The sequence below is a fragment of the Legionella resiliens genome (genome assembly GCF_021344005.1).
Lineage (GTDB): Bacteria > Pseudomonadota > Gammaproteobacteria > Legionellales > Legionellaceae > Legionella > Legionella resiliens.
The window spans coordinates 634596-658014 of record NZ_JAJTND010000004.1 but is presented as its reverse complement, the minus strand read 5'-3'; the positions used below and the strand labels follow the sequence as shown (position 1 = coordinate 658014).

Below are 23419 nucleotides of genomic sequence, written 5' to 3'. Positions count from 1 at the left end.
GTTAATTTTTGAGCTAATTCAGAAACTCCAAGGTGTCCTGAGGTATCGTCAGTTTATCCCTACGTCCCGCGGACAAGCGTTTCTTAAATTAAATCCTTGCGTTTAAGGGTTTCATTGTACTCGTGCATACTAATCAAACCGGCTTCATATTTTTCCCGAGCCTCATAAACACTTATATAGCAATTATTGGATTTATCTTCCGAAACACCAACAATAGCATCAAGAAATTCAACGAACCATTGAAATAGCTTTCTCATTTGGAACCTTCCCTGTGAAAATTACATCCGTTCAATCATTATAGCCCTATTTCAAACTCTTTTGCCAACAGCACACGCTGAATTCATTATATTAGAGTTTATTATGAATAAATTTAGTAAAGTGGAAAAAAGGTGCTTCTTACTGAGCATTTTTCTAGCCCCTTTTTAAGATTATAAAAAGTAGAAAAATTATTTAGAGTTATCTTTCAGGTTTTTTAAATACTTATAAAGCTCTGGTAACAAAAAAAGTGGCAAGGAACATATTATAATCACAGACCAGTTCATTATAGATATTGGTACAGTATGTAAAATACGCTGTAATCCAGGTGTATAAATGGCCGCAATTTGAAGTCCTAACATACTTGAAATTGCAATTAAAATCCATTTATTTGAGAACCATCCTATCTCTTTAATTGGTTTATATAAATTTCTGAAATTCAAGGCATGGATGTTAGACATAACTGCTAAAGTTGTAAAGGCAATAGTATTGGCTAAAGCATAAGATTGCGATGAATAGAACTTATAAATAAGAAACGTTACAATCCCAATATAGGAGCCAAATAAACCTAATAAAAAGAAAGACGTGCGATCCAAAATTGACTGATTCGCTTGTCGTGGATGTGTACTCATAATGTCCTTTTCAGCTTCTTCAACACTTAATGAGAGCGCTGTAGCACTGTCAGTAATTAAGTTAATCCAAAGAATTTGAATAGGGACCATAATTAACCGGCCGCTCAGCATAATATTAATAAGGACAGCCAGGGCTTCTCCGATGTTCGATGATGCGAGAAAAAGCACAAATTTTCGGATGTTAGTATATTGACGCCTGCCTTCTTTTACTGCAGCAATAATTGAAGCAAAATTGTCATCGAGTAAGACAATATCTGCTACACTTCGGGCAACATCCGTTCCACGTATTCCCATTGCAATTCCAATATCAGCTTGTTTAAGCGCTGGTGCATCATTTACACCATCACCAGTCATGGCTACTAATTGTCCTTGTTTTTGTAATAAACTTACAATACGCAATTTGTCTTTAGGAATTGTTCTTGCAAAAAGGATGTCTTCTTTCAATAAAAGATTTAAATTATTATCATTAATTTTTTCTAATTCGCTACTCGTAACAATTTTCTGAATATTTAGACCAATCTGTTTGGCGATTGCATGTGCGGTTACAGGCGAATCACCCGTTATCATAATAACTTTGATACCCGCTTTTTTTGCGGTCTCTAAAGCATCAGGAACTTCTTTTCGTGGTGGATCAATTAAACCAACAATTCCAAGAAATGTTAAATTACTTTCTGCTTCATCTACTGTTAACTCAGCTTGCTTGGGTATTACTTTCCGTGCTAGTGCCAGGGTACGAAGCCCTTCTTCGGCAAAATTATTGTACGCTTTCTCTATTATGAGTTGGTATTGAGACATAAGTTTGATTTCATTGTCGCGTGTCAAATAGTGAGTACACAATGGTAAAATCACTTCAGGAGCTCCTTTTACATGAACAATTTGACACTCTTCTGTTTCTTCAATAATAGACATTCGCTTTCGGGTTGAATCAAATGTAAACTCATTAATAAAATGGCTTTGATATTCTTGGCTTAGGCCTGATTTTAAGGCAGCGACAATTAAGGCCGCTTCATCCGGCGAGCCTATTGCTTTCCAGCTTGTTTCCTCTTGGTGAATGCGGGCATGATTGCATTTGCGCCCTGTATCAAGCAACACAATCAATCCCGGGATCGATTTTGGGTCTATTGATTGTCCCTTTGCTATAAATTCGCCCTTTGGTTCGTAACTTGTTCCAGTAATATCAATGAATTCACCCTGCAACCAAATTTTCTGAACTTTCATTTCATTTTTGGTGAGTGTTCCTGTTTTATCTGTGCAAATAACCGAAACAGCCCCCAATGTTTCTGCTGCCTGAAGTTGGCGAAGCAAAGCTTTCTTATGTGACATAGCTCGTGCTCCTACAGCAAGAGCGATAGTGACCACAGCAGGAAGACCTTCAGGAATAGTAGCCACTGCCAGGGATACCCCTGTCAACAACAGATTGATTATGTCATGACCAAACAACATTCCAATTAATATAACTGTAGCTGAAATAAACAAGGCTAAAAATCCAAATTGTCGTCCAAGATTGGACAATTGTTTTTGAAGCGTTGTTTTTTCTTCAATGATAGTCCCTGTCATTTTAGCTATGCGGCCAAATTCCGTATTCATGCCAATGGCAACAACTAAGCCTTGTCCATGCCCATTAACAACATGAGTCCCCATATATGCCATATTTTTTCTTTCTAAAAGAATAGTTTCTTTTGGCAAAGGTTTAGTAATTTTAGCTATTGGCGCTGATTCCCCTGTTAAAGCAGCTTCATTAACCATAAGGTTTACTGCCCTGATTAGCCGAATATCAGCAGGCACAATATTTCCAGCATCTAATAGTACACGATCACCTGGGATGAGTTTATTTGCATGAATTATTTCCTCTTTCCCATCGCGAATAATTCTGCACTTAGGAGAAAGCATTTTTTTTAATTTTTGGATGGCTGTATGTGCTTTCCACTCTTGAATAAATCCTAAAAGACCATTAAAAATAATAATGACAAGAATTGCGATTGCATCGATCATATCCCCTAGAATAAAGGATAAAATTGTTGCTAGCAGTAAAACTAAAATTAAAATATTAGTGAACTGTCGAACTAATATGTGGTACCAATAGACTGACTCAATATCTTTAAGCTCATTGATGCCATAATGTGTTTCTTTCGCTAGTAATTTTTCCGTTTCTTCAATAGTTAATGCATGCCATTGCTTCATAGTGTTCCATGTAAAAGCCCTAATCTTAATTTGAGCTAAATTTAGCTTAAATAAGTATCCGAATAATCAGTATAAGCTATTTTTCTACGGGGAAATAATTACAAGTTTAGATTGTTATCTGGATTTTTATGGCTTAAGTGGAGTAAACAAATGCAGAGTTGAGCCATGCCACTGCGTCTTGAGTGTGAACCAATATTTAAAGATACAAGTCAGGTGCTTGCAACGAGGATTCTCCCTTCAAGGTAAATGAATCACCATTGCAAACAAACAGCTGACGTTGTGGATTAAACCTTTAAATTGTTGGCTTACTTCTTTAGTAATTGTCTGTAAGTTAGCCTCTGTATCAGTGATACCCAAAAGACTCGCTTTTTTTATAGATTTGAATGCTTATGCGATCTACCCGTTCCTCTTGAGAAAAATTACATTCCCCTTGTCCTTGTCTTATGCCGTCAAGGTTATACAATAATTCTGATTTTGCCGTAGCCTAATCCGGATGGTGATCATCCATATTATCCAAATAGCGTTCAGTTAATAATTACGAATGACATCGTTTCCTTATTAACTTTACTGGAAATTCTCATTCATTAATCTTTTCTTCACTCTCATTCTTTCTAAAACCTAAGAAGCTGAGTAATCGATGCCAATAAATTCTTAGTATCACCATACCTGCGGTGATAGCACCTATAATCCCCTGTAAAATCACACTTCCAGTCCCTGGATCCAAATATGCGTAGGCAGGCGAACTATTTAACAACAAAAATGTTAGCGCAGATGTAGTCAATACACTTAATATTGAAGTATTTCTCATGTTATATCCTCCTTAATTCGGGCTGATCTCTTTGTTTTTTGTCATCAAATAAAGTATTCGTTCAGATCCTGATACTTCATTAATGCAGCTTATTGAAAAATAAGTACTAAACGCCTTTTCAAAATATTCTCGTGTATAGTTTTCAAAAATATCTTTTCTGGATTGCAGCAAGCGTTTAACCTGGCTATCTGACTTGGGTACAAACTCAATAATCAAATGATCACCTATTTCTGCGAAAAAAGCAGCGATGCGCTCCAAGGGTATATTGTTTGATATTGCCAGGTGATGAATCAATGCGAGCGCCATAATGCAATCCGCAGGCCCCCGATCCATCAAAGAATCTCGTTCCTTGTTAGACCAACCCAAATTTGGGGTTGGATTTGTTAACTCCAGTAAGAGAGGCAATGGTGAATGATGTTTTTGCTCTTTGATCCTTCGATAGTTTATTTCTACTGCTGCGGGATCAACATCAAAAGCAAGCGTTGTTGTTGCTCCCATTTCATTAGCCAAACGGCTGAAATGTCCTGTATTTGCCCCAAGATCCCACACTACTGTCGGCTTGGACAATTGCAAATACTGTTTCACGATTCTGTTCTTTTCTGCAAATGACGAATCCGAATAATTTGTTGCCTGATAGTAATCGGCCCATTCCGTTCCCACGGGTTTCCAGTCAAGTTTTTGGATTGTATGTCGCAAAGAGTGCAAGAGGCCAATAAATCCCTTCTTACTGAGTTGAGCTGCTCGTTGATTGCCTGAGCGTCGCTTCGTTTTATTCGTTTGAGAATATAACTTTTGCATTCTCGCATGGAGATGAAGATGCATTAACAGTCCAGGATTTGTCCAGGAACGTTTTGAGAGTAAAGAGCTTGCCAGACAAAGAGGGATACCATCAATATAGACTCGCAACAGTTGCCCCAGCCTTATATCTTTTTTTGCCATTAAAACCAGAGGTGCCAGGAAGTGTTGGCAAAATTGTTTGTAAGCCGCCCAAGGCTGCCCTTCCTCATAGAGTTCAAAAGAAAGCGTGTCAATGAATACAGCATGCCCTTGTTCAAACTGCACATTGTATGCAGAGGCATCCTTGATGGTCATCCCATACTCGAGTGAGAGCTCTTGTAAATCAAGCGTAAGTAGTGCTGCATCCTTAAGTTGACTGAACGACCATTCATAGGGATAAGAAATAAACTGAAGCGGCGTGGGACGTAAAATCTTGTAAGCGTCCTCGGACAATGGATCTGGCTCCATTTCTGTATGTGATACAAGCCAATTTTTATCAGTTAGCCTCTTATATAATCCTGAGTGAATCAAATGATCGTAATGAGGGCGGTAAATTAAATTTACCTGCCTGTGAATGTTTCCCTGATGGGTAAAAATAAATCCAGAAGGATCCCGAAAAGATGCTTGATGAGGTATGTAATTGTGAGCGTTTGTGCGATATTTCATATGTTAAGCTCTTCTTATTTCATCAATAATTATCTCTTGAGCGAAAATTCCCAGTTTACGACGGTCTGGAGATTCACTTATTTCGCTGGGAGCAGTAGGCTCGGAGATAACAAACGTAATATCCAATAATCCATTGCTTATTATTTTTGCTGGAATAGTCGCTTCGAACCAATCCAGCTCGAGCATTGTCCAGGAAGCAATGTGCTGTCCATTGACTAGGACTTTGATTTGTTGTGGCTTTCTATCTTTGGTCGGAAAAGCTCTGGCATGCAGTCGCAATGATAAGGCCTGCGATTTTACCTGTTTTACATAAATACCTAGCCGACTTGGAGATCCATCGGTCCAACAATGATCCGTCTCTAGACCAGACCAGCCTTGCTTTAAAAATTTCTTTATATTGCCTTCCTTTGTAAAACTCAGAGGCATACCTAGTTTATACTCAGCAAATTTAATTAGTTGTTTTACGGAACCCGCAGCATACTCTCGATTAAGATTTTTCCACGCTTGTATATTTCTTACATCACCATCGATAACATACTCTGACATTGGCGGAAGGTACACTTTGTTCCAATATGGATTGCTCCATTTATAGAATAAAAAAGTACGTTTTTTCTTTTCATCTAATTTTGATAAACGATCGGCTCCACATGCAAACTTACCATCATTCCAGGAAAGGATACATACGATATCAGCTAAATGAAGCGGTTTATTGGAGTAGGTGAGCGGCGAGAGCGACGCACTTGGTTTATATAAAAAAAGTGGACGTGCTGCACCGAGTGCATATGAATTTATATTGTCATCTAATGTATCTGCAGAATTGTGAACATCCGTTGGCCAAAATCCCCTCCCGTGATCGCCGATAACCAAAATCTCAGCGGAATCATAAATACCTAATTTGTGAAGCAGCTCAAGATTGCTGCGCAAAAATCGCAAAACTCCTCGTGCGTGACGCACATAAGACTCCCTTGTGCTAGGCATGTTCTTTTCATATTTAAAAAATTCATTAACCTGGGAAGGAGCATGTGCACCTGCATAATGATACAATTTGAACTCACCCTCTTTATTAGAATTAATCCTGGCGTTTTTTTCCAGTGCGTTCAAAAAACGTAAATCATCTCCATTCCTACCTTTGGGTAATGTATCATCTGTGGTTAGTTTCAAGAATAGCCAGTTCCCATTATCATAAAACTCAGGTTTTAGTTTGGTTGGTACAATTCGAAATAGACCACCATTAAGCAATAACAATTGTTGCTTACTCATCCCCGCCCATGTTTCATCCCCAACAGATGCCATGAATGCTTTTTTAGCTTTAATACCCTCAAGATATTTACTCGCAATGATTGAAATAATACTGGCTCCGTATCCTTTCTCAATATGATAATCCGCTATATTTAGGGTTGTATAGCTTGCCTTCATCCAATCCTTCATAGGAATTTCATTTTTGTAAAATTGACCCGTCAGAATTAAGGGTAAAGAAGCGATTGTAGTTGGATAACCACCAACCGTGTTTGGATAAAAAGTGAAGCCGCGCAAAAAGGCCACTTCCTCAGGCCAATTCTGTGCTATCTCATTAAAAATATCAGATTGAAAACTATCCAGGACTATCAGGAGCTTATTATTCTTATTGTGGAAGGAAAAAAGACTCTTTGCAGCTGCTTGGTCATCATTTTTCTTAGGATGGTAATCCGAGCTCACCCAGGCGGTAATTAGTGACAGGACACCTAACAGCATGCTGCCTTGGGCCAAAATAAGTAATTTATTTCTTGAGCGAAAAGACAACGTGATAGCAGCACCAACAAGAAATAACCAGACTAACAATTCTACATTGGCGTGGGTACTCCATTTGCTCCAGTTCACTCCATTTCCATCTAACGGACCAAAGTTCCAGGCAAAAAGTTGACTTTGCACCCAGGCAGATAACGCAAGCCCCACCAACAGCCCTGAAATAATTGCATAAAGCACTGGCCACCGGGAAATTACCAGTAACAACCCAAGTAAAATTGTTGTAACGCCAACACAAATAAATACGAGCGGCGGTAACGTATCTGCCAGGTTCGTTGTAAATTCAAAATGGTTTCCAAAATAAAAAACAAGAGGAGAAACCAAGAAAATAATAAGAGGTAAGCTTAGCGCAAAAATTACTGATCGTTTTAAATCCATTTATTTTTATTGTCCATCTTCACTGTACATTTAGATTTGATATGGGTTAGATGTATGGATAAAATCCATTCATTTTTATTAAATCCCCACTTCTATTTTGTCCCTTAAGCAAATCAAACTTTGCCGTACTGCACTAGAAAAACTGATATTGGAAAATTTCCCAGGCCCTAATCAGCAGCTATTCTCAGTCCTTGGTTTCTTATTATAGTCACAGTAAACATATGGAGAATAAACAATTTTTATGAAACCTGCAATCATAATAAAAGCTGTCATAATGTTGACAAAATAAAATTAGAATATTACAAACAGGAAAAGGTTTTCTAAGGGAGGCTCTCGACCGAAGCTCTTATAATGAGAGTCCTCATACAGCAATCAAAAGTGAATACCGCTTTGTCGGAGAAATTGAAAACTCTTATAATAATATTTACAGTAAGTTCCATTTGGAACTCATTACCAGGCAGATATCTCTTTTTGCAAACGCTCGATTACCCCATATGTAAACAACTTTAGGTTAGCATTTTGAAGGCAAATCAAAAATTCCTCTCCTCCCATTCTAAAAATACGCGAAGACTTTTAAATACTATAATTTCTATAATGGTTAGGTATTTAGATCTCATAAGGACACAGAAATCATTATTTTTTGGGATCACTTTCATGAAGTTTTATTGAGCAATCTGAATGGTATGGCAGTCAAAATAGGTTAAAAGCATTTGTAGTTTAGCCACAGCGAGCTCTCTCAAGGAGGAAAAAAAGAGATGAACCAATTTCATAATATTTTATTTGTCAGCCATGGAATTAAAGATGAGATGGAAACCTTACAATTGGTATTGAGACTGGCTTTTGAAAATAAGGCAGAACTTCGTATCTTAATTATTTGCCCTCCTTTTCCTGATACGCTTAGTGAATATAAACCCTCTTATGAAGCATTCTTAATTGACAAGATGAATAAAACCATTCAATCGGCCAAATCAGACTTCACTTTAAAGGATATCCCTATCCAGATCGAAGCCAATTGCACCAGTAGGCCTGATATCCAAATCATTCGCTATGTATTGCAAAACTCTCATGACCTTCTCATTAAAGAAGCTGAAACGCCAGAAGGAAAAGGGTTTAAAGCTCTTGATATGGCACTATTGCGCAAATGCCCTTGTGCTACATTACTGCATCGTCCTCTAAAACATGCTCAACAAAATATTCGAATAGCCGTCGCTATAGATCCAAAAGATGAGGAACCTGCCACCCAAAATTTATCACTTCGCTTATTAGAATTTGCTCATTCCATGAGTTCCTTTTATAAGACCAAGTTACACATTATTTCCTGCTGGGATTTTGTACTGGAAAATTACTTTCGTGATAGCGGTTGGATAAAAATCCCTGAAGCTGAAATCACTAAAATGGTCGCTCAAGAAAAATTTTCTCATGGACTGTTATTAAGAGATCTGATCAAACGCTCGCAAATTTCTGGAGAATATCAGATTGAAATTTCTAGAGGACAACCAGAGGAACTTATCCCATCCATTATTGCTCAGAAAAAATTTGATATTTTAGTAATGGGTACACTCGCACGTACTGGGATATTAGGATTTATTATTGGCAATACAGCAGAAAATATTCTACAAAAAATTAGCTGCTCGTTGCTTGCGTTAAAACCACCTGGCTTTGTTTCACCAGTAAAAGCTTATTAATCAGAGAAAAGAGAATAGAATGGCCAATATTCAATTTATTGGTTTTTATGTTTTTTTGGTTCATAGATTTCCAAAACCAACCTATAATTGACAGTATCCATAAAAGTAAAGGATGGCTCATGGAAATTCAGTTCTTAGGTGCGACCCAAACAGTCACCGGTTCAAAATATTTAGTGCAAACTAAAAATATGAAAGTGCTTGTCGACTGTGGTCTTTTCCAAGGTTATAAAGAATTACGTTTACGGAATTGGGCATCGATACCTATCCAGCCTCAAAATATTAATTATGTCTTGCTCACACATGCTCATATTGATCATAGTGGATATATTCCATTACTGGTAAAAAATGGATTCCAGGGGAAAATAATTTGTACTGAGGCGACATATGATTTATGTAAAATATTATTGCCTGATAGCGGCTATCTTCAGGAAGAGGAAGCGTTTTATGCAAATAAAAGAAGTTATTCCAAACATCATCCTTCCCTACCCCTTTATACTCGGGAAGATGCTGAATTTTCACTCAACTATTTTCATCCTATAGACTTAAGTAAGCAGTTTAAAATGGATGATGATTTTTATGCAAGCTTTCATTATGCAGGTCATATTCTTGGAGCATCTTTTATACGAATTTGTCATCATAATGTATCTGTACTTTTTTCAGGTGATCTTGGTCGAGCACAGGATCCTATTATGAATCCACCCCAAGCACCATTAGAGTCAAATTATTTAGTTGTCGAGTCCACCTATGGTAATCGTTTACATGAGAAAACGAATCCTGAGGAACAACTTGGAGAAATAATTAACCGCACAGTAAAACGAGGCGGTATCGTATTAATCCCTGCCTTTACGGTCGGTCGCACACAATGCTTGTTGTATTACATCCAACAATTAAAATCAAAAAAAGTAATTGCAGATATTCCTGTTATTGTTGATAGTCCGATGGCTACAGATGCGACAAAAATCTTTTCTCGTCATGCAAATGAAAATCGATTATCCGTCCAGCAATGTGCTGAACTATGTGGTATTGCTCAATATGTGCGTACCACAGAAGAGTCTATTGCACTAAGTCAACAGAAAATGCCCATGATTTTAATCTCTGCTAGCGGGATGGCCACCGGGGGTCGAGTAGTACATCATATCCGAAATTTTGCTCCCAATTCTAGGAACACCATACTCTTCAGTGGCTTTCAAGCAGGTGGTACTCGGGGTGATAGAATAGTTCGTGGTGAGAAAGAAATAAAAATGTTCGGACAAATGGTTCCAATTCATGCTGAGGTAATACAGATGGATAACACATCCGCACATGCAGATTATGTTGAAATACTGTCTTGGTTGGCGCACTTAAAAAACGCGCCCAGGAAAATTTTTATTACCCATGGTGAAAAAGAATCTGCCGAATCTCTTAAAGTAAAAATTGAACAAAAATTTCATTGGAATTGTGTGATCCCTAACTATTTAGATAAAGAAAAATTAAGATGAATAACAACTCGAATAATAGATTAAGTAAACTGAAGTTAGTCAAATTAGGGATTGAGACGAGACAGGATTTTATTCTTTTTATACGTGCAGATTGTTTTATTTGTATCTCGGAAGGATTTGAAATACAAGCACGAGTGATTGTTCACTTAAATAAAAAATCCATAATTGCATCATTGAATATTATTCATTCGGATATCTTACAAAAGGGTGAGGCCAGTCTTTCTGAAAACGCTTGGGAACACATTGGTGCAAAAGAAGGAGACTTTATTAACATATCTCATCTACTTCCTGTACCTTCTATAGATTATGTGCGTTCTAAAATATATGGGAACGCGTTATCAGCCTCTCAACTTTATGAAATTATCAGCGATATTGTAGCCGGCAAATATTCCAATATACATTTGTCGAGTTTTATCACTGCTTGTGGTAATGATAACCTCAGTATTAAAGAAATTATTTACCTAACACAAGCCATGGTTAAAACAGGTAAGCAACTGCATTGGAACGACCCTATCATTCTTGATAAACATAGCGTAGGAGGTATTCCTGGCAACAGAACAACTCCCATTGTTGTAGCTATTGTAGCTGCAGCGGGACTCATTATTCCCAAAACCTCGTCCCGAGCAATTACGTCTCCTGCGGGTACTGCCGATACTATTGAAACGATGACAGAAGTAAATCTGCCTCTTTCGAAAATACAAAAGGTAGTTGCACGTGAAGGAGGATGCATAGTTTGGGGTGATGCATTAGGTTTAAGTCCGGCCGATGATATTCTTATTCGGGTAGAAAGAGTTCTGGATATTGATCCAATGGGCCAAATGATAGCCTCTGTACTTTCTAAAAAAGTTGCCGTTGGTGCTACGCATGTCCTTATAGATGTTCCGGTTGGGCCGACAGCAAAAATTCGTTCTGAGTCTGAGTTTTTCAAATATCAAAAATATTTTTCTTTGGTAGGCGATGCTCTTGATTTGAATGTTATTACTTTAAGAACAAATGGAAATCAGCCTATTGGAAAAGGTATCGGCCCAGCGTTAGAAGCAAAAGATATCTTGGCTGTGTTACATAATGATAAGGATGCTCCTATCGATTTAAAAAATAAAGCAATTACACTTGCTGCGATCTTACTTGAGTTGGGGAAAAAAATACCCCTTCAGCAAGCCACAGAGTTAGCGATAAACCTATTGGAACGTGGTACTGCATTAAAAAAATTCTTAGCAATTTGTGAAGCCCAGGGTGGTTTTAAAGTTCCTCCTACTGCATCATTTACACATGACGTTGTTGCGAACCAAAATGGATTTATTACTGAAATTGATAATCGGGATCTAGCTAAAATAGCGAAATTGGCAGGAGCTCCTTATGAGCCTGCAGCAGGTATTGAATTTTTTGCAAGATTAGGTACGCAAGTGGAAAAAGGACAATTGTTGTATCGAATTCATGCAGAGTCTAAAGGAATATTGAACTACGCATGTACCAATGCTTTATCCATGCCCAATATTATTAAAATCACACCTGAAAAAATATAAGAGCAATAATATGGACAAGCCTATTCTTTTTTCATTACCAGGAAACAAAAAACTGACCCAAGCGTTAAGCAATAAACTGTCTATTGAAATTGGCAAAGCAGAAATACATCAATTCCCTGATAGCGAATCTTATGTTCGAATTAATTCAGATGTTAAAAATAAAAAGGTTTTTTTAGTCTGTACTCTTGCTCATCCTAATAGCAAAATACTACCGCTTATATTTATGGCTAGAACTCTTAAGGAGCTTGGAGCAAATAAAATTTGCTTAGTAGCACCTTATCTCGCTTATATGCGGCAAGATAAACGCTTTCATTCTGGTGAAGCGATTACATCGACTATTTTTGCTCAGTTACTTTCAAGCTGCATCGATGGAATGATTACTATTGACCCGCATTTACATCGCATACATCAGCTCTCTGAAATATACAGTATGCCTTCGCTGCTAACACTACATGCTACAAAAAATATTTCTGAATGGATATCTTCCCATATTAAAAATCCTATTTTGATAGGACCTGATGAAGAAAGTAAGCAATGGGTTTCTGAAATAGCCAATTTCAGCAATCTTTCTTTTGTAGTTGCTCAAAAAAAACGTCTGGGTGATAAACAAGTTGTTGTATCTTTACCTAAGATACAGAACATTGAGAATACTCCTGTTCTTGTGGATGACATCATTTCTTCGGGAGCAAGCATGTTTGAATCGCTAAAACAACTGATAAACAATGGCTTTAAAAATCCAATATGTATTGGTGTTCATGCTCTTTTTAATAAACAAACAGAAAATATGCTCTTACGTGCAGGAGCAAAACAACTCATTACTTGTAATACTGTAATACATTCAACAAACCAAATAGATGTTTCTAACATTCTTGCAAAAGGGATTGTTGAATTATGTTAAAAAATTTAATTAATTCAATGGAATATGATGGCTTCAATCCAATATAAGTATCACTGGCAATCGTATATTGCATTTTTTTCATTAATTGCTATTAGTGTACATCTATTTATGCGTTTTTTTGCTCCCTCATTCTCATTGTTTCCACTGTTCTTTCTCATCATTATCGGGGGAATACCCCTATTTTTACAAATTTTGTTTAAATTATTACAGGGCAATTTAGGTGCCGACCTATTAGCAGCAATTGCTTTAATAACCAGTGTTATTTTAGATGAATATCTTGCCGCCTCCCTAATTATCCTAATGCTAGCGAGCGGTCAAACTTTAGAAGTTTTCGCAATGCGTAAAGCCTCTTCAGTATTACATACCCTGGTAGAACGTATGCCATCAATTGCTCATCGAAAAATAGCCACAGGTGTGGAAGATATTCCATTACAAGAAATTCATATCGATGATGAACTATTAATTTATCCTCATGAAACGTGTCCGGCAGATGGTACCGTTATAGAAGGACATGGCTCCATGGATGAGTCCTACCTGACTGGAGAACCTTATCAAATATCAAAAGCGCCAGGTACCCATGTTTTATCTGGAGCTATTAATGGGGAATCGTTGTTGGTAGTAAAAACAACCTCCCTCCCTTCAGATTCACGATTTGCCGCTATTGTTAAGGTGCTTGAAGAGGCGGAGCAAAAACGGCCTTCGATTAGGCGTTTAGGAGATCAAATTGGGGCGATTTTTGCGCCAGTTGCACTTACTTTTGCATTTGCTGCCTGGTATTTTACCGGCGACTCATTACGTTTTCTTTCTGTTCTGGTGATTGCTACACCTTGTCCATTATTAATAGCTATTCCGATTACGTTGATAAGTGCCATCTCAAGAGCAGCGAAACAAGCAATTATCATTAAAGATCCAACCGTTTTGGAACGATTAATCACCTGTAAAACTGCTATTTTTGATAAAACAGGTACTCTTACTTATGGGAAACCTACTCTAACAGATATTATACCTGCTGCAAATTATCAATCAGCACCAATTCTGCAATATGTTGCAAGTATAGAGCGATATTCTAAACATCCGCTAGCAAATGCTGTATTAAATGCGGCAAAAAAAGAGAATATAACGCTACTTAGCTCTGTAAATGTTTCTGAGGAACCTGGACAGGGATTACAAGGCACTATTAATCAACACCTCATTCAAATTACCGGACGAAAAAAATTATTAGAAAACCACCCTCAATATGCCAATTTACTTCCTCCGACAACACCTGGTTTAGAGTGCATTGTTTTAGTTGATAGCGAATATGCTGCCGCATTACATTTTCATGATGCTCCCCGATCAGATAGCAAATCATTTATCAGCCATCTCGCACCCTATCATCAATTTAAAAAAATTATGCTTGTATCAGGAGATCGTGAGTCTGAAGTGAGTTATTTAGGGAGCTTATTAAGTGTGACTGAGCTGCATGCATCCCAAAGTCCTGAACAAAAACTTGCTCTTGTTCGGCAGGAACGATTAAAGGCTCCAACGGTTTTTATGGGAGACGGTATTAATGATGCACCAGCATTAACAGCTGCTACAGTTGGAATTGCTTTTGGGCAAGCCAGTAGTGTTACAGCTGAAGCAGCTGGGGCGGTAATTATGGGAAATACATTAAGCAAAGTAGACGAATTAATCCACCTCAGCTTATATACCCGTAAAATCGCATTACAAAGTGCTCTTGGAGGAATGGTTCTGAGTCTTATTGGTATGATATTTGCCGCGATGGGATTTATTAATCCTGTTGCCGGTGCGGTTTTACAGGAACTAATTGATATTCTTGCCATTCTTAATGCATTAAGATTGACATGGGGCACAAAAATTAAAATAGATTTAACGAATGATGCAGAATAAACTATCCAGAAAATATTTAAATTGTAAGCATGTGGATGCATGCGCTTGAAAAAGAAGAAGAATATTGATGCAAGAAACACTCTGGCTTTCAGTTATAATGGCGTACTTTTTAGGAGTTCGCCATGGTTTTGATCTGGATCATTTGGCAACTATAGATTCGATGACAAGAATCGTTGGTCCACATCGGAACCTCTCTAAAATCGTAGGTTTTTTATTCTCCTTGGGACATGGCATGGTAGTCATTTTAATCAGTCTAATCATAGGTAATGGATTTACGCCAACCTATATTCCAGAATGGCTGAACGGGGTTGGCGATGGCATCTCCCTTACTTTTCTCTTTGTATTTGGCTCATTAACTCTTTGGAACGTTTTTCAATCCCCAGCAAAATCACCAATACCTACCAGTTTTAAAAATTATTTATCCAGGAAAATAATCAAGAAAAATATTAATCCCATCTATATTGTATTTATTGGGATACTCTTTGCTTTTTCTTTTGATACAGTAAGTCAGGTCGTTTTATTTTCACTTTCAGCTAAAACAATGGCAGGATTTTTGTTTTCAGGATTATTAGGGGTTGTGTTTATGTTTGGAATGATGACGTCAGATGGACTGAATGGTTTATTTATCTCAACGTTGCTCCAACGCGCTGATACAATGTCTTTATTATTGTCACGCATGTTTGGGTTAATCATTGCGTTTTTTACTCTCATTGTTGGCATAATGAACTGCCTCACAATATATTTTTCATAGAGTATTGATATGCACGAATTATGGTTATGCCAAAGCATTCTTGAGATTATTAAGGAAAATACAGCTAAAAAAGGGCATGCTCAAGTAAAAAAAGTAATTTTGGAGATTGGTCAGCTTGCTGCGGTTGAAAAAAACGCTTTAATTTTTAGTTTTAACATCGCAAGTAAAGGAACTGTAGCGGAGAATGCAGTGCTTGAAATCATTGATGTCCCAGCAGAGGCATTCTGTGAGTCTTGCAAAAAAGTAGTTCCTTTGCGACAGTATTATGAGGAATGCGCCGCATGCGGTAGTCATTCATTAGAGATTCTTCAAGGTGAAGAATTACGTGTTCAATCAATGGTGGTAGAATAATGTGTGGAATATGCGGTTGTTCTGAAGAAAATAATGCGTTTGATCACCATGAACATGAACATGAACATGAACATGAACATGAACATGAACATGAACATGAACATCATACTCATGACAAACATTTAATTCATATTGAGCAAAATATTTTAGCCAGGAATCAACAGTTTGCCCTGGAGAATAAAAACTATTTGATCAATAAAAATGTTTTGGCAATCAATATGATGTCTAGCCCAGGCTCAGGTAAAACGACTCTTTTGGCAAAAACAATCCAGGATTTAAAAGCCAGCTTAAACATTGCTGTTATTGTTGGTGATCAACAAACAAACCATGATGCTGAATTAATTCAAGCACATGGCGGCAGTGCGCTTCAGATAAATACTGGAAAAGTCTGCCACCTGGACGCGCACATGGTGAGCCATGCATTAGAAGATCTTCCTATAGAAGAAAAGTCACTATTATTTATTGAAAATGTAGGTAATCTTGTTTGCCCTGCATTATTTGATTTAGGTGAGCAGTTTAAAGTAGTCATACTTTCAGTGACCGAAGGGGATAATAAACCACTTAAGTATCCGGAGATGTTTCGTTGTGCCGATTTAATACTCATCACTAAAACCGACCTGCTCCCTTATGTAGATTTTAAAATCGAGCAATGTATTGAATATGCACGTCGGATCAAACCCAATGTGAATATAATCACTCTCTCTGCTACTCAAAGACACGGCTTGGATGACTGGTATCGCTGGTTAAAACAAAAAATGATATGAACGAACACTCATGAAAATGAAGCGCCTGCAGATTAGTATTCAAGGTCAAGTTCAGGGAGTTGGTTTTAGGCCTTATGTATATCGGATAGCAAAACTGCTCCAGTTAACCGGTTGGATAAAAAATAACGCTGTGGGTGTTTTATTGGAGATTCAAGGAATCTTAGCAGACCAATTTGTCTCTTATTTAAAAGTCAACTTACCTCCACTTGCTAAAATAAAATACATTCAACTTAAAACAGTCCCTGCTAAAACAAATGAAAATACATTTAACATTATTGAAAGTGAACAAGGTAAGTCGAATACGATTATCTCTCCTGATACCTGCATTTGTTCAGAGTGTTTAAAGGAGCTCTTTGATCCCCTGAGCCACTATTTTCGCTATCCTTTTTTAAATTGTACTCAGTGCGGTCCTAGATTCACGATTACACAAAATCTTCCCTATGATCGCTGCAATACATCCATGGACGCTTTCCCTCTGTGCCAACAGTGTGAAGCAGACTATCAAAATCCTGATAATAGACGCTATCATGCCCAACCTACTGCGTGCACTCACTGCGGCCCCCAACTTTCATTATCCATAGAAGAAATCGCACAATTTCTATTACACGGAGAAATAATTGCTTTAAAAGGTCTGGGTGGCTATCAACTTCTTTGTGATGCCAGCAATGAAACGGCTGTATTCAAACTTCGAGAAAGAAAAAAACGTGACAAAAAGCCATTTGCCCTGATGTTGGCTAATAGCACAAGTGTTGCGGGCATTGCTGAACTCAGTAAACAGTCTCGAGCTTTATTGGAAAGTCGCGAACGACCTATAGTCTTACTCAAAAAAAAGATTGAACTTGCGGGGGTTGCTCCAAATTTAAATCACTTTGGAATCATGCTCCCTTATACTCCTTTGCATTTTTTACTTTTTAATGCATTTGCCGGCAACAAAAATGGCTGTGATTGGCTGGATGAATATCAACCTATGATTTTAGTAGTTACCAGTGCCAATTTAGGTGGCGACCCACTCATTAAGGAAGATATCAGCGCCGCACATGAGCTTAGAACTATTGCAGATAAAATTGTCACCTACAATCGAGAAATTATCATGCGCATCGACGATTCAGTAATGTGTCTTATTCATGATGCTCCTCTGCATGTTCGACGTGCTCGCGGTTTTTTACCTGTTCCCATTCAGCTGCCATATGCTATCCCTCCCACCCTCGCTGTTGGGGGACATCTTAAAAATACTTTTTGTATTACTCGTGGTGATGAGGCTTTTGTTTCACAACATATAGGAAGCCTAAATAATAAGGCAACAATTGGTTTCTTTCATGAATCATTAAACCATTTATTAGGTTTTCTAAATGTAAAACCAGAACGAATTGCCCATGATTTACACCCTGATTTTTATACGACTCGATTTGCGAGATCATATGGCATACCTGCATTTGCAATTCAGCATCATCACGCCCATTTGGCTTCAGTTATTGCAGAACATGGCATCCAAAAACAAGTCCTTGGTTTGGCATTGGATGGATATGGATATGGTTTAAATGGGGAGGCCTGGGGAGGCGAACTCTTGTTACTGAATCATGATTCATTTGTACGGCTCGGATCGTTCCAGCCTCTTTTACAACCTGGAGGAGACATCGCAGCACGTGAACCATGGAGAATGGGTGCAAGTGTTTTACATTTTTTAGGCAGAAGCAAGGAAATTGTCAAACGATTTCCAAACTGCCCCCAAGCCAATTTGATCCACCAGCTTTTAGATAAAAAAATAAACAGCCCCAGTACCAGCAGCTGTGGACGTTTATTTGATGCAGCAAGTGCTTTATTAGGAGTACAACTGATATCACAATATGAAGGACACGCTGCAATGCAATTGGAAAGTCTGGTAACTCATTTACACATCATCCCTAATGGCTGGCAAATGAACGATCATTATTTTGATATGATGCCCACATTGGAGCAGTTATTGGACTTAAACAATTCCATAATGGGGGCCAATCTCTTTCATGGAACACTCATAGCTGGTCTTGCAGAATGGATTAAAAAAATAAGTCGAGAAAAAAATATTGATACTGTAGTATTAAGTGGCGGTTGCTTTTTGAATCAAGTAATGGCTGAGGGATTAATCAAAACACTCAGTACATACGGGATCACTTCTCTATTACCACGAAAACTGCCGCCCAATGATGGGGGCATTTCTTTGGGGCAGGCCTGGATTGGTGGAATAAAAGGATAATCTTATGTGTTTAGCAATACCCGCACAAATTACACAAATTCTTGATGAAGAAAGAGCCTTAATTAATTTAGGCGGTATCGTCAAAGAAATTTCAATAGCTTTATTAGACAAGGTAACTGAAGGTGATTACGTTATTATCCACGTCGGGTATGCCTTAACACGATTAGACGAGGAAGAAGCTCTAAAAACCTTAAACCTATTTGCACAAATGGCCCAGGGTGCCTCTATATGAAATACATCGAAGACTTTAGAAATGGCAATTTTGCGAAAGTACTTTCTAAAGAAATTGCTGCTCAAGTGAATCCCAATCAATTCTATCAATTTATGGAGTTTTGTGGTGGACATACCCATGCCATCCATCGCTATGGGATTCCAAGCTTGCTGCCCAATAACATTGAGATGATCCATGGCCCAGGCTGTCCTGTTTGTGTACTACCAATGACCATCACGGATAAAGCGATTGCATTAAGCTCTTTACCTAATGTTATCCTTAGCACTTATGCAGACATGATGCGTGTTCCTGGTACTGGGCAAAAAACTCTATTACACGCTAAAGCATTAGGGGCTGATATTCGAATGATTTACTCAGCAAATGATGCTTTAAAAATAGCCCAGGAAAATCCCCAAAAAGAAGTGATATTTTTTGCCATTGGCTTTGAAACAACAACACCGCCAACGGCATTGGTAATAAAACAGGCAAAAAAATTGAAACTCTCTAATTTTAGTGTTTTTTGCAATCATGTCTTGACGCCTGTCGCTATGGACAGCTTACTGCAATCCGACGAAGTCAAATTAGATGGATTTGTTGGTCCAGCACATGTCAGCATAGTTATTGGAAGTAAACCCTATGAAGCAGTGTGTAAAAAATATCATAAACCTATTGTGATTTCAGGCTTTGAACCTTTGGATTTGTTACACTCCATTTTAATGTTAATAAAACAACTCAATGAAAAACGTTGCGAAGTAGAAATTCAATATACACGTGCAGTAAATCATTTAGGCAATGCGATGTCTCAAGAAATTATGGCCGAAGTTTTGGAATTACGTGATCAATTTGAATGGCGCGGCCTTGGATTTATTCCAAAAAGTGCTTTAAAAATTAGAGCAGAATATGCTGAATTTGATGCGGAACAACGTTTTCAATTACCTGATTCTGTCTCTCAAGAACACAAACAATGTCTTTGTGGTGAAGTACTTCGAGGGGTTAGAAAACCGATGGAATGTAAATTATTTGCTAAAGCATGTGTGCCAGAAAATCCATTAGGCTCATGTATGGTTTCTTCTGAAGGGGCATGTGCTGCTGTATATGCTTATGGACGGATAAATGCATGATGACTGAAGCCACAATAACCAAAAAAATTAAAACACCCAGACTTAATTTTAAAGAAGGAATAATTAATTTAACTCATGGCAGCGGTGGTCGAATTATGGCTCAATTAATCGATCAATTATTTTTAGCCTCTTTTGATAATGAATGGTTAGCTCAAAAAAATGATCAAGCCTCTTTTTCAGTATCACCTGGCCAAATGGTCATGACCACAGATTCTTATGTTATTTCGCCTTTATTTTTTCCCGGAGGTGATATTGGATCTTTGTCTGTTCACGGGACAATCAATGATATCGCAATGTCTGGTGCAAAGCCATTATACTTATCGACCAGCTTCATAATAGAAGAAGGATTTCCACTTGCTGATTTACAAAAAATTGTAGCGTCCATGGCTCATGCGGCAAGGCATGCAGATGTCGCAATTATTACTGGCGATACTAAAGTAGTTGAGCGCGGAAAAGGAGATGGTATTTTTATTACTACCACTGGAATTGGGGTAATCCCTGAAGGAATTCATATTTCAGGTAACCAAGCAAAACCGGGGGATCGTGTCATTGTCAGTGGCTATATTGGTGATCATGGCATTACGGTTATGGCACATCGTAATAATTTGCAATTTCAAACAAAAATACAATCTGATACAGCATCGTTGCATGATTTGGTACGTTGCATGACCCATGCTGTACCCAATATCCATTGTTTACGTGATCCTACCCGCGGAGGACTTGCCACAACGTTAAATGAATTGGCATTACAATCAAATGTTGGATTCAGGATTGATGAAAACAAAATTCCAATTCGTACTGAAGTCGCTTGTGCCTGTGAATTACTAGGTCTGGATCCTTTGTATGTTGCTAATGAAGGAAAGCTAATTGCTATTTGTCCATCCAATAATGCAAACAAACTATTGGCAGCAATGCGTTCACATCCCTTAGGACTCTATGCGGAAGATATTGGTGAAGTCATTGAAGATGAGCGTCATTTTGTTCAACTAAAAACAAAATTAGGCGGGATGAGAATTATTGATTGGCTGGCAGGAGAGCAATTGCCACGAATTTGTTAAAGGAATTTTTATGACATCGTATTTTTTACCTTACACGCAATTGCAAAACCTCTTTCAAGTATTACAAGATGCTGGTTTTTCCTGTGTTGGCCCTCAAATGCGAGATGGCGCTATTGTTTATGATGTACTCAAACATGCAGATCAGTTGCCCTGGGGTATGCGCGATATTCAAACTCCAGGTAGTTACACTTTAGAAAAAATTCCAGAAGACAAAGCTTTTGCTTTTGCTAATGGGCCTCAAGCGATAAAGCCCGTATTATTTAAACCCCAGGAAACAGTATGGAAAGTAGAGCGTAACACAGAGGGAAAATTAACGTTTAAACCACATCAAGCAGAGGAAATGCCCGTTGCACTCATTGGCGCACGATCTTGCGATTTAGTAGCAATGAATATTCAGGATAAAGTATTTATTGAGAGTGCACATCCTGATCCACGCTATAAAAAACGCCGTGAGCAATTATTTATCGTTGCCGTACATTGTACGTACTCCTCTGAAAATTGTTTCTGCGTTTCAGCAGGAACCGGGCCTGAAGTGAGGAACCCTTTCGATATTCTTATGACTGAAATTGTTGATGGATTTGTAGTCATCTCAGGTAGTGAGCGTGGTGAAAAAATTATTAGCAATTTGGATTTAATCGAAGCTAAACCTGCCCAATGCAATGAGTCAATAAAAAATGTTGCGCAAGCCGGTGCAATGCAAACCAAAAGAATCCCATTAAATAACAAACGTGAATTACGTGATTTATTGTTTTCCAATTTAAATCACCCCCGCTGGGATGAGGTAGCAGAAAGATGCCTCTCTTGCGGGAATTGCACTTTGGTATGTCCTACTTGTTTTTGCCATACTGAAGTAGAAAAACCGAGCTTAGACGGTACCCAAAGTGAGCATCAACGGGAGTGGGATTCTTGTTTTACGACAGGCCATAGTAATTTGAATGGAAAAATAATCCGTGAGGATACTCGAAAACAATACAGGCAATGGCTAACTCATAAAGTAGGCAGCTGGTTTGATCAGTTTGATACAAGTGGCTGCGTGGGCTGCGGCCGTTGTATGACCTGGTGTCCAGTCGGAATTGACATTACTGAAGAATTAGCAGCGATTTCAGGTGAATCCAATGTAAGGAGTAAACAAAGTGATTCAACCCAATGATCCTTATGTACCCCTTGAAGCTGAAATTATAGAACGTATCCAGGAGTCACCTAGCATTTTTACCCTGCATTTACGTTTTCTTGATGCATCACTTCATGACACATTTAATTTTTATCCAGGCCAATTTAATATGCTCTACCTTTATGGGGTTGGCGAAGTCGCTATTTCCATTGTATCTGATCCCGAAAAAAAACATATTTTGACTCACACCATCCGGGCTGTAGGTCGAGTGACCCGAGCATTACAGAAATTGCAAGAAGGAGATAGAATCGGGGTTCGTGGTCCTTATGGCCGCGGTTGGCCTCTTCAGCAAACACAAAATAGGGATATTATTGTGATCACAGGAGGGCTTGGATGCGCGCCTTCCGTGTCTATTATTGATTATATCTTAGCAAGAAGAAAACAATACGGTAATTTAAGTATCTTACAAGGTGTGAAACACAGTGATGATTTTATTTTTAGAAAAAAATATGCGGTATGGGAAAAAGCACCGGATACTAAAATTCATATTGCGGCAGATCAAGCAGGCCCCAAATGGCCATGGAGCGTTGGTTATGTAACGGATATGATTGATAAAATCAATCTAACTCCAGAAAATACTGTAGTAATGATGTGTGGACCCGAAATCATGATGCACACGGCGATCAATCTGCTTAAGAAGAAAGAGATTTCTGAAGATAACATCTATTTGAGTATGGAACGAAATATGGAATGCGGGATTGGACAGTGTGGTCATTGTCAATATGGTGGATTTTTTATATGCAAAGATGGTCCTATTTTTGCATATTCAGAAATTAAGGAATTATTTAAGGTACCAGGATTTTAACGAC

The 23419-nt window shown here is 38.1% G+C and carries 19 protein-coding genes; 14 read left to right on the top strand and 5 right to left on the bottom strand.

Annotated features, from left to right (window positions below; all coding sequences use genetic code 11):
• Positions 1-83 precede the first annotated feature (83 nt).
• The 5 genes from LXO92_RS08345 to LXO92_RS08325 all read right to left on the bottom strand — a co-directional run bounded on the left by LXO92_RS08345 (position 84) and on the right by LXO92_RS08325 (position 7479).
• Entirely contained in the window at positions 84-257 is a 174-nt protein-coding gene (locus tag LXO92_RS08345) for a hypothetical protein (protein WP_182352198.1), read from the bottom strand.
• A gap of 189 nt (positions 258-446) precedes the next feature.
• Positions 447-3068, bottom strand: a complete 2622-nt coding sequence (locus LXO92_RS08340; protein ID WP_232890768.1) for a cation-translocating P-type ATPase — start codon at positions 3066-3068, stop codon at positions 447-449.
• Between the two features lie 577 nt (positions 3069-3645).
• Positions 3646-3876: a hypothetical protein gene (locus tag LXO92_RS08335; RefSeq protein WP_182352196.1), complete on the bottom strand. Its 231-nt coding sequence runs from the start codon at positions 3874-3876 to the stop codon at positions 3646-3648.
• A 12-nt stretch (positions 3877-3888) separates the two neighbouring features.
• On the bottom strand, positions 3889-5319 hold the full coding sequence (locus LXO92_RS08330; protein ID WP_232890767.1) for a class I SAM-dependent methyltransferase: 1431 nt from the start codon (positions 5317-5319) through the stop codon (positions 3889-3891).
• Between the two features lie 3 nt (positions 5320-5322).
• Positions 5323-7479, bottom strand: a complete 2157-nt coding sequence (locus LXO92_RS08325) for a sulfatase-like hydrolase/transferase (RefSeq protein WP_232890766.1) — start codon at positions 7477-7479, stop codon at positions 5323-5325.
• Positions 7480-8234: 755 nt separating this feature from the next.
• Between LXO92_RS08325 and LXO92_RS08320 the strand changes: the two genes are divergently transcribed.
• The 14 genes from LXO92_RS08320 (at position 8235) to LXO92_RS08255 (ending at position 23415) form a co-directional block, all read left to right on the top strand.
• A complete protein-coding gene (locus tag LXO92_RS08320; RefSeq protein ID WP_182352193.1) occupies positions 8235-9164 on the top strand; it encodes a universal stress protein in 930 nt (309 codons plus the stop codon).
• 119 nt (positions 9165-9283) lie between these two features.
• Entirely contained in the window at positions 9284-10642 is a 1359-nt protein-coding gene (locus LXO92_RS08315) for an MBL fold metallo-hydrolase RNA specificity domain-containing protein (RefSeq protein WP_182352192.1), read from the top strand.
• Complete coding sequence (locus LXO92_RS08310; protein ID WP_182352191.1) at positions 10639-12165, top strand: thymidine phosphorylase family protein; 1527 nt, start codon at positions 10639-10641, stop codon at positions 12163-12165. Before LXO92_RS08315 ends, LXO92_RS08310 begins: the two co-directional genes overlap by 4 nt.
• A 10-nt stretch (positions 12166-12175) precedes the next feature.
• Positions 12176-13063 (top strand): ribose-phosphate diphosphokinase, encoded by an 888-nt coding sequence (locus LXO92_RS08305; protein WP_232890765.1) that lies wholly within the window; start codon positions 12176-12178, stop codon positions 13061-13063.
• A gap of 27 nt (positions 13064-13090) precedes the next feature.
• On the top strand, positions 13091-14953 hold the full coding sequence (locus LXO92_RS08300; protein WP_232890916.1) for a heavy metal translocating P-type ATPase: 1863 nt from the start codon (positions 13091-13093) through the stop codon (positions 14951-14953).
• Between the two features lie 67 nt (positions 14954-15020).
• Complete coding sequence (locus tag LXO92_RS08295) at positions 15021-15704, top strand: HoxN/HupN/NixA family nickel/cobalt transporter (protein ID WP_182352189.1); 684 nt, start codon at positions 15021-15023, stop codon at positions 15702-15704.
• Between the two features lie 9 nt (positions 15705-15713).
• Positions 15714-16055, top strand: a complete 342-nt coding sequence (gene hypA, locus LXO92_RS08290; RefSeq protein WP_182352188.1) for a hydrogenase maturation nickel metallochaperone HypA — start codon at positions 15714-15716, stop codon at positions 16053-16055.
• Positions 16055-16819, top strand: coding sequence for a hydrogenase nickel incorporation protein HypB (gene hypB / locus LXO92_RS08285; protein ID WP_232890764.1), 765 nt, complete (start codon positions 16055-16057; stop codon positions 16817-16819). Before hypA ends, hypB begins: the two co-directional genes overlap by 1 nt.
• Before the next feature lie 10 nt (positions 16820-16829).
• Complete coding sequence (gene hypF, locus LXO92_RS08280) at positions 16830-19049, top strand: carbamoyltransferase HypF (protein ID WP_182352186.1); 2220 nt, start codon at positions 16830-16832, stop codon at positions 19047-19049.
• Positions 19050-19053: 4 nt separating this feature from the next.
• Complete coding sequence (locus tag LXO92_RS08275; protein ID WP_182352185.1) at positions 19054-19281, top strand: HypC/HybG/HupF family hydrogenase formation chaperone; 228 nt, start codon at positions 19054-19056, stop codon at positions 19279-19281.
• The gene (gene hypD / locus LXO92_RS08270; protein WP_182352184.1) at positions 19278-20381 is read left to right on the top strand and encodes a hydrogenase formation protein HypD; all 1104 of its coding nucleotides are present in this window, start codon (positions 19278-19280) and stop codon (positions 20379-20381) included. The genes LXO92_RS08275 and hypD overlap by 4 nt, the downstream gene beginning before the upstream one ends.
• Positions 20381-21439 (top strand): hydrogenase expression/formation protein HypE, encoded by a 1059-nt coding sequence (hypE, locus tag LXO92_RS08265; RefSeq protein WP_232890915.1) that lies wholly within the window; start codon positions 20381-20383, stop codon positions 21437-21439. The genes hypD and hypE overlap by 1 nt, the downstream gene beginning before the upstream one ends.
• Positions 21440-21449: 10 nt before the next feature.
• Positions 21450-22589: a 4Fe-4S dicluster domain-containing protein gene (locus LXO92_RS08260; protein ID WP_232890763.1), complete on the top strand. Its 1140-nt coding sequence runs from the start codon at positions 21450-21452 to the stop codon at positions 22587-22589.
• Positions 22573-23415, top strand: a complete 843-nt coding sequence (locus LXO92_RS08255; RefSeq protein WP_182352182.1) for an FAD/NAD(P)-binding protein — start codon at positions 22573-22575, stop codon at positions 23413-23415. Before LXO92_RS08260 ends, LXO92_RS08255 begins: the two co-directional genes overlap by 17 nt.
• The last annotated feature ends 4 nt before the right edge of the window (positions 23416-23419 follow it).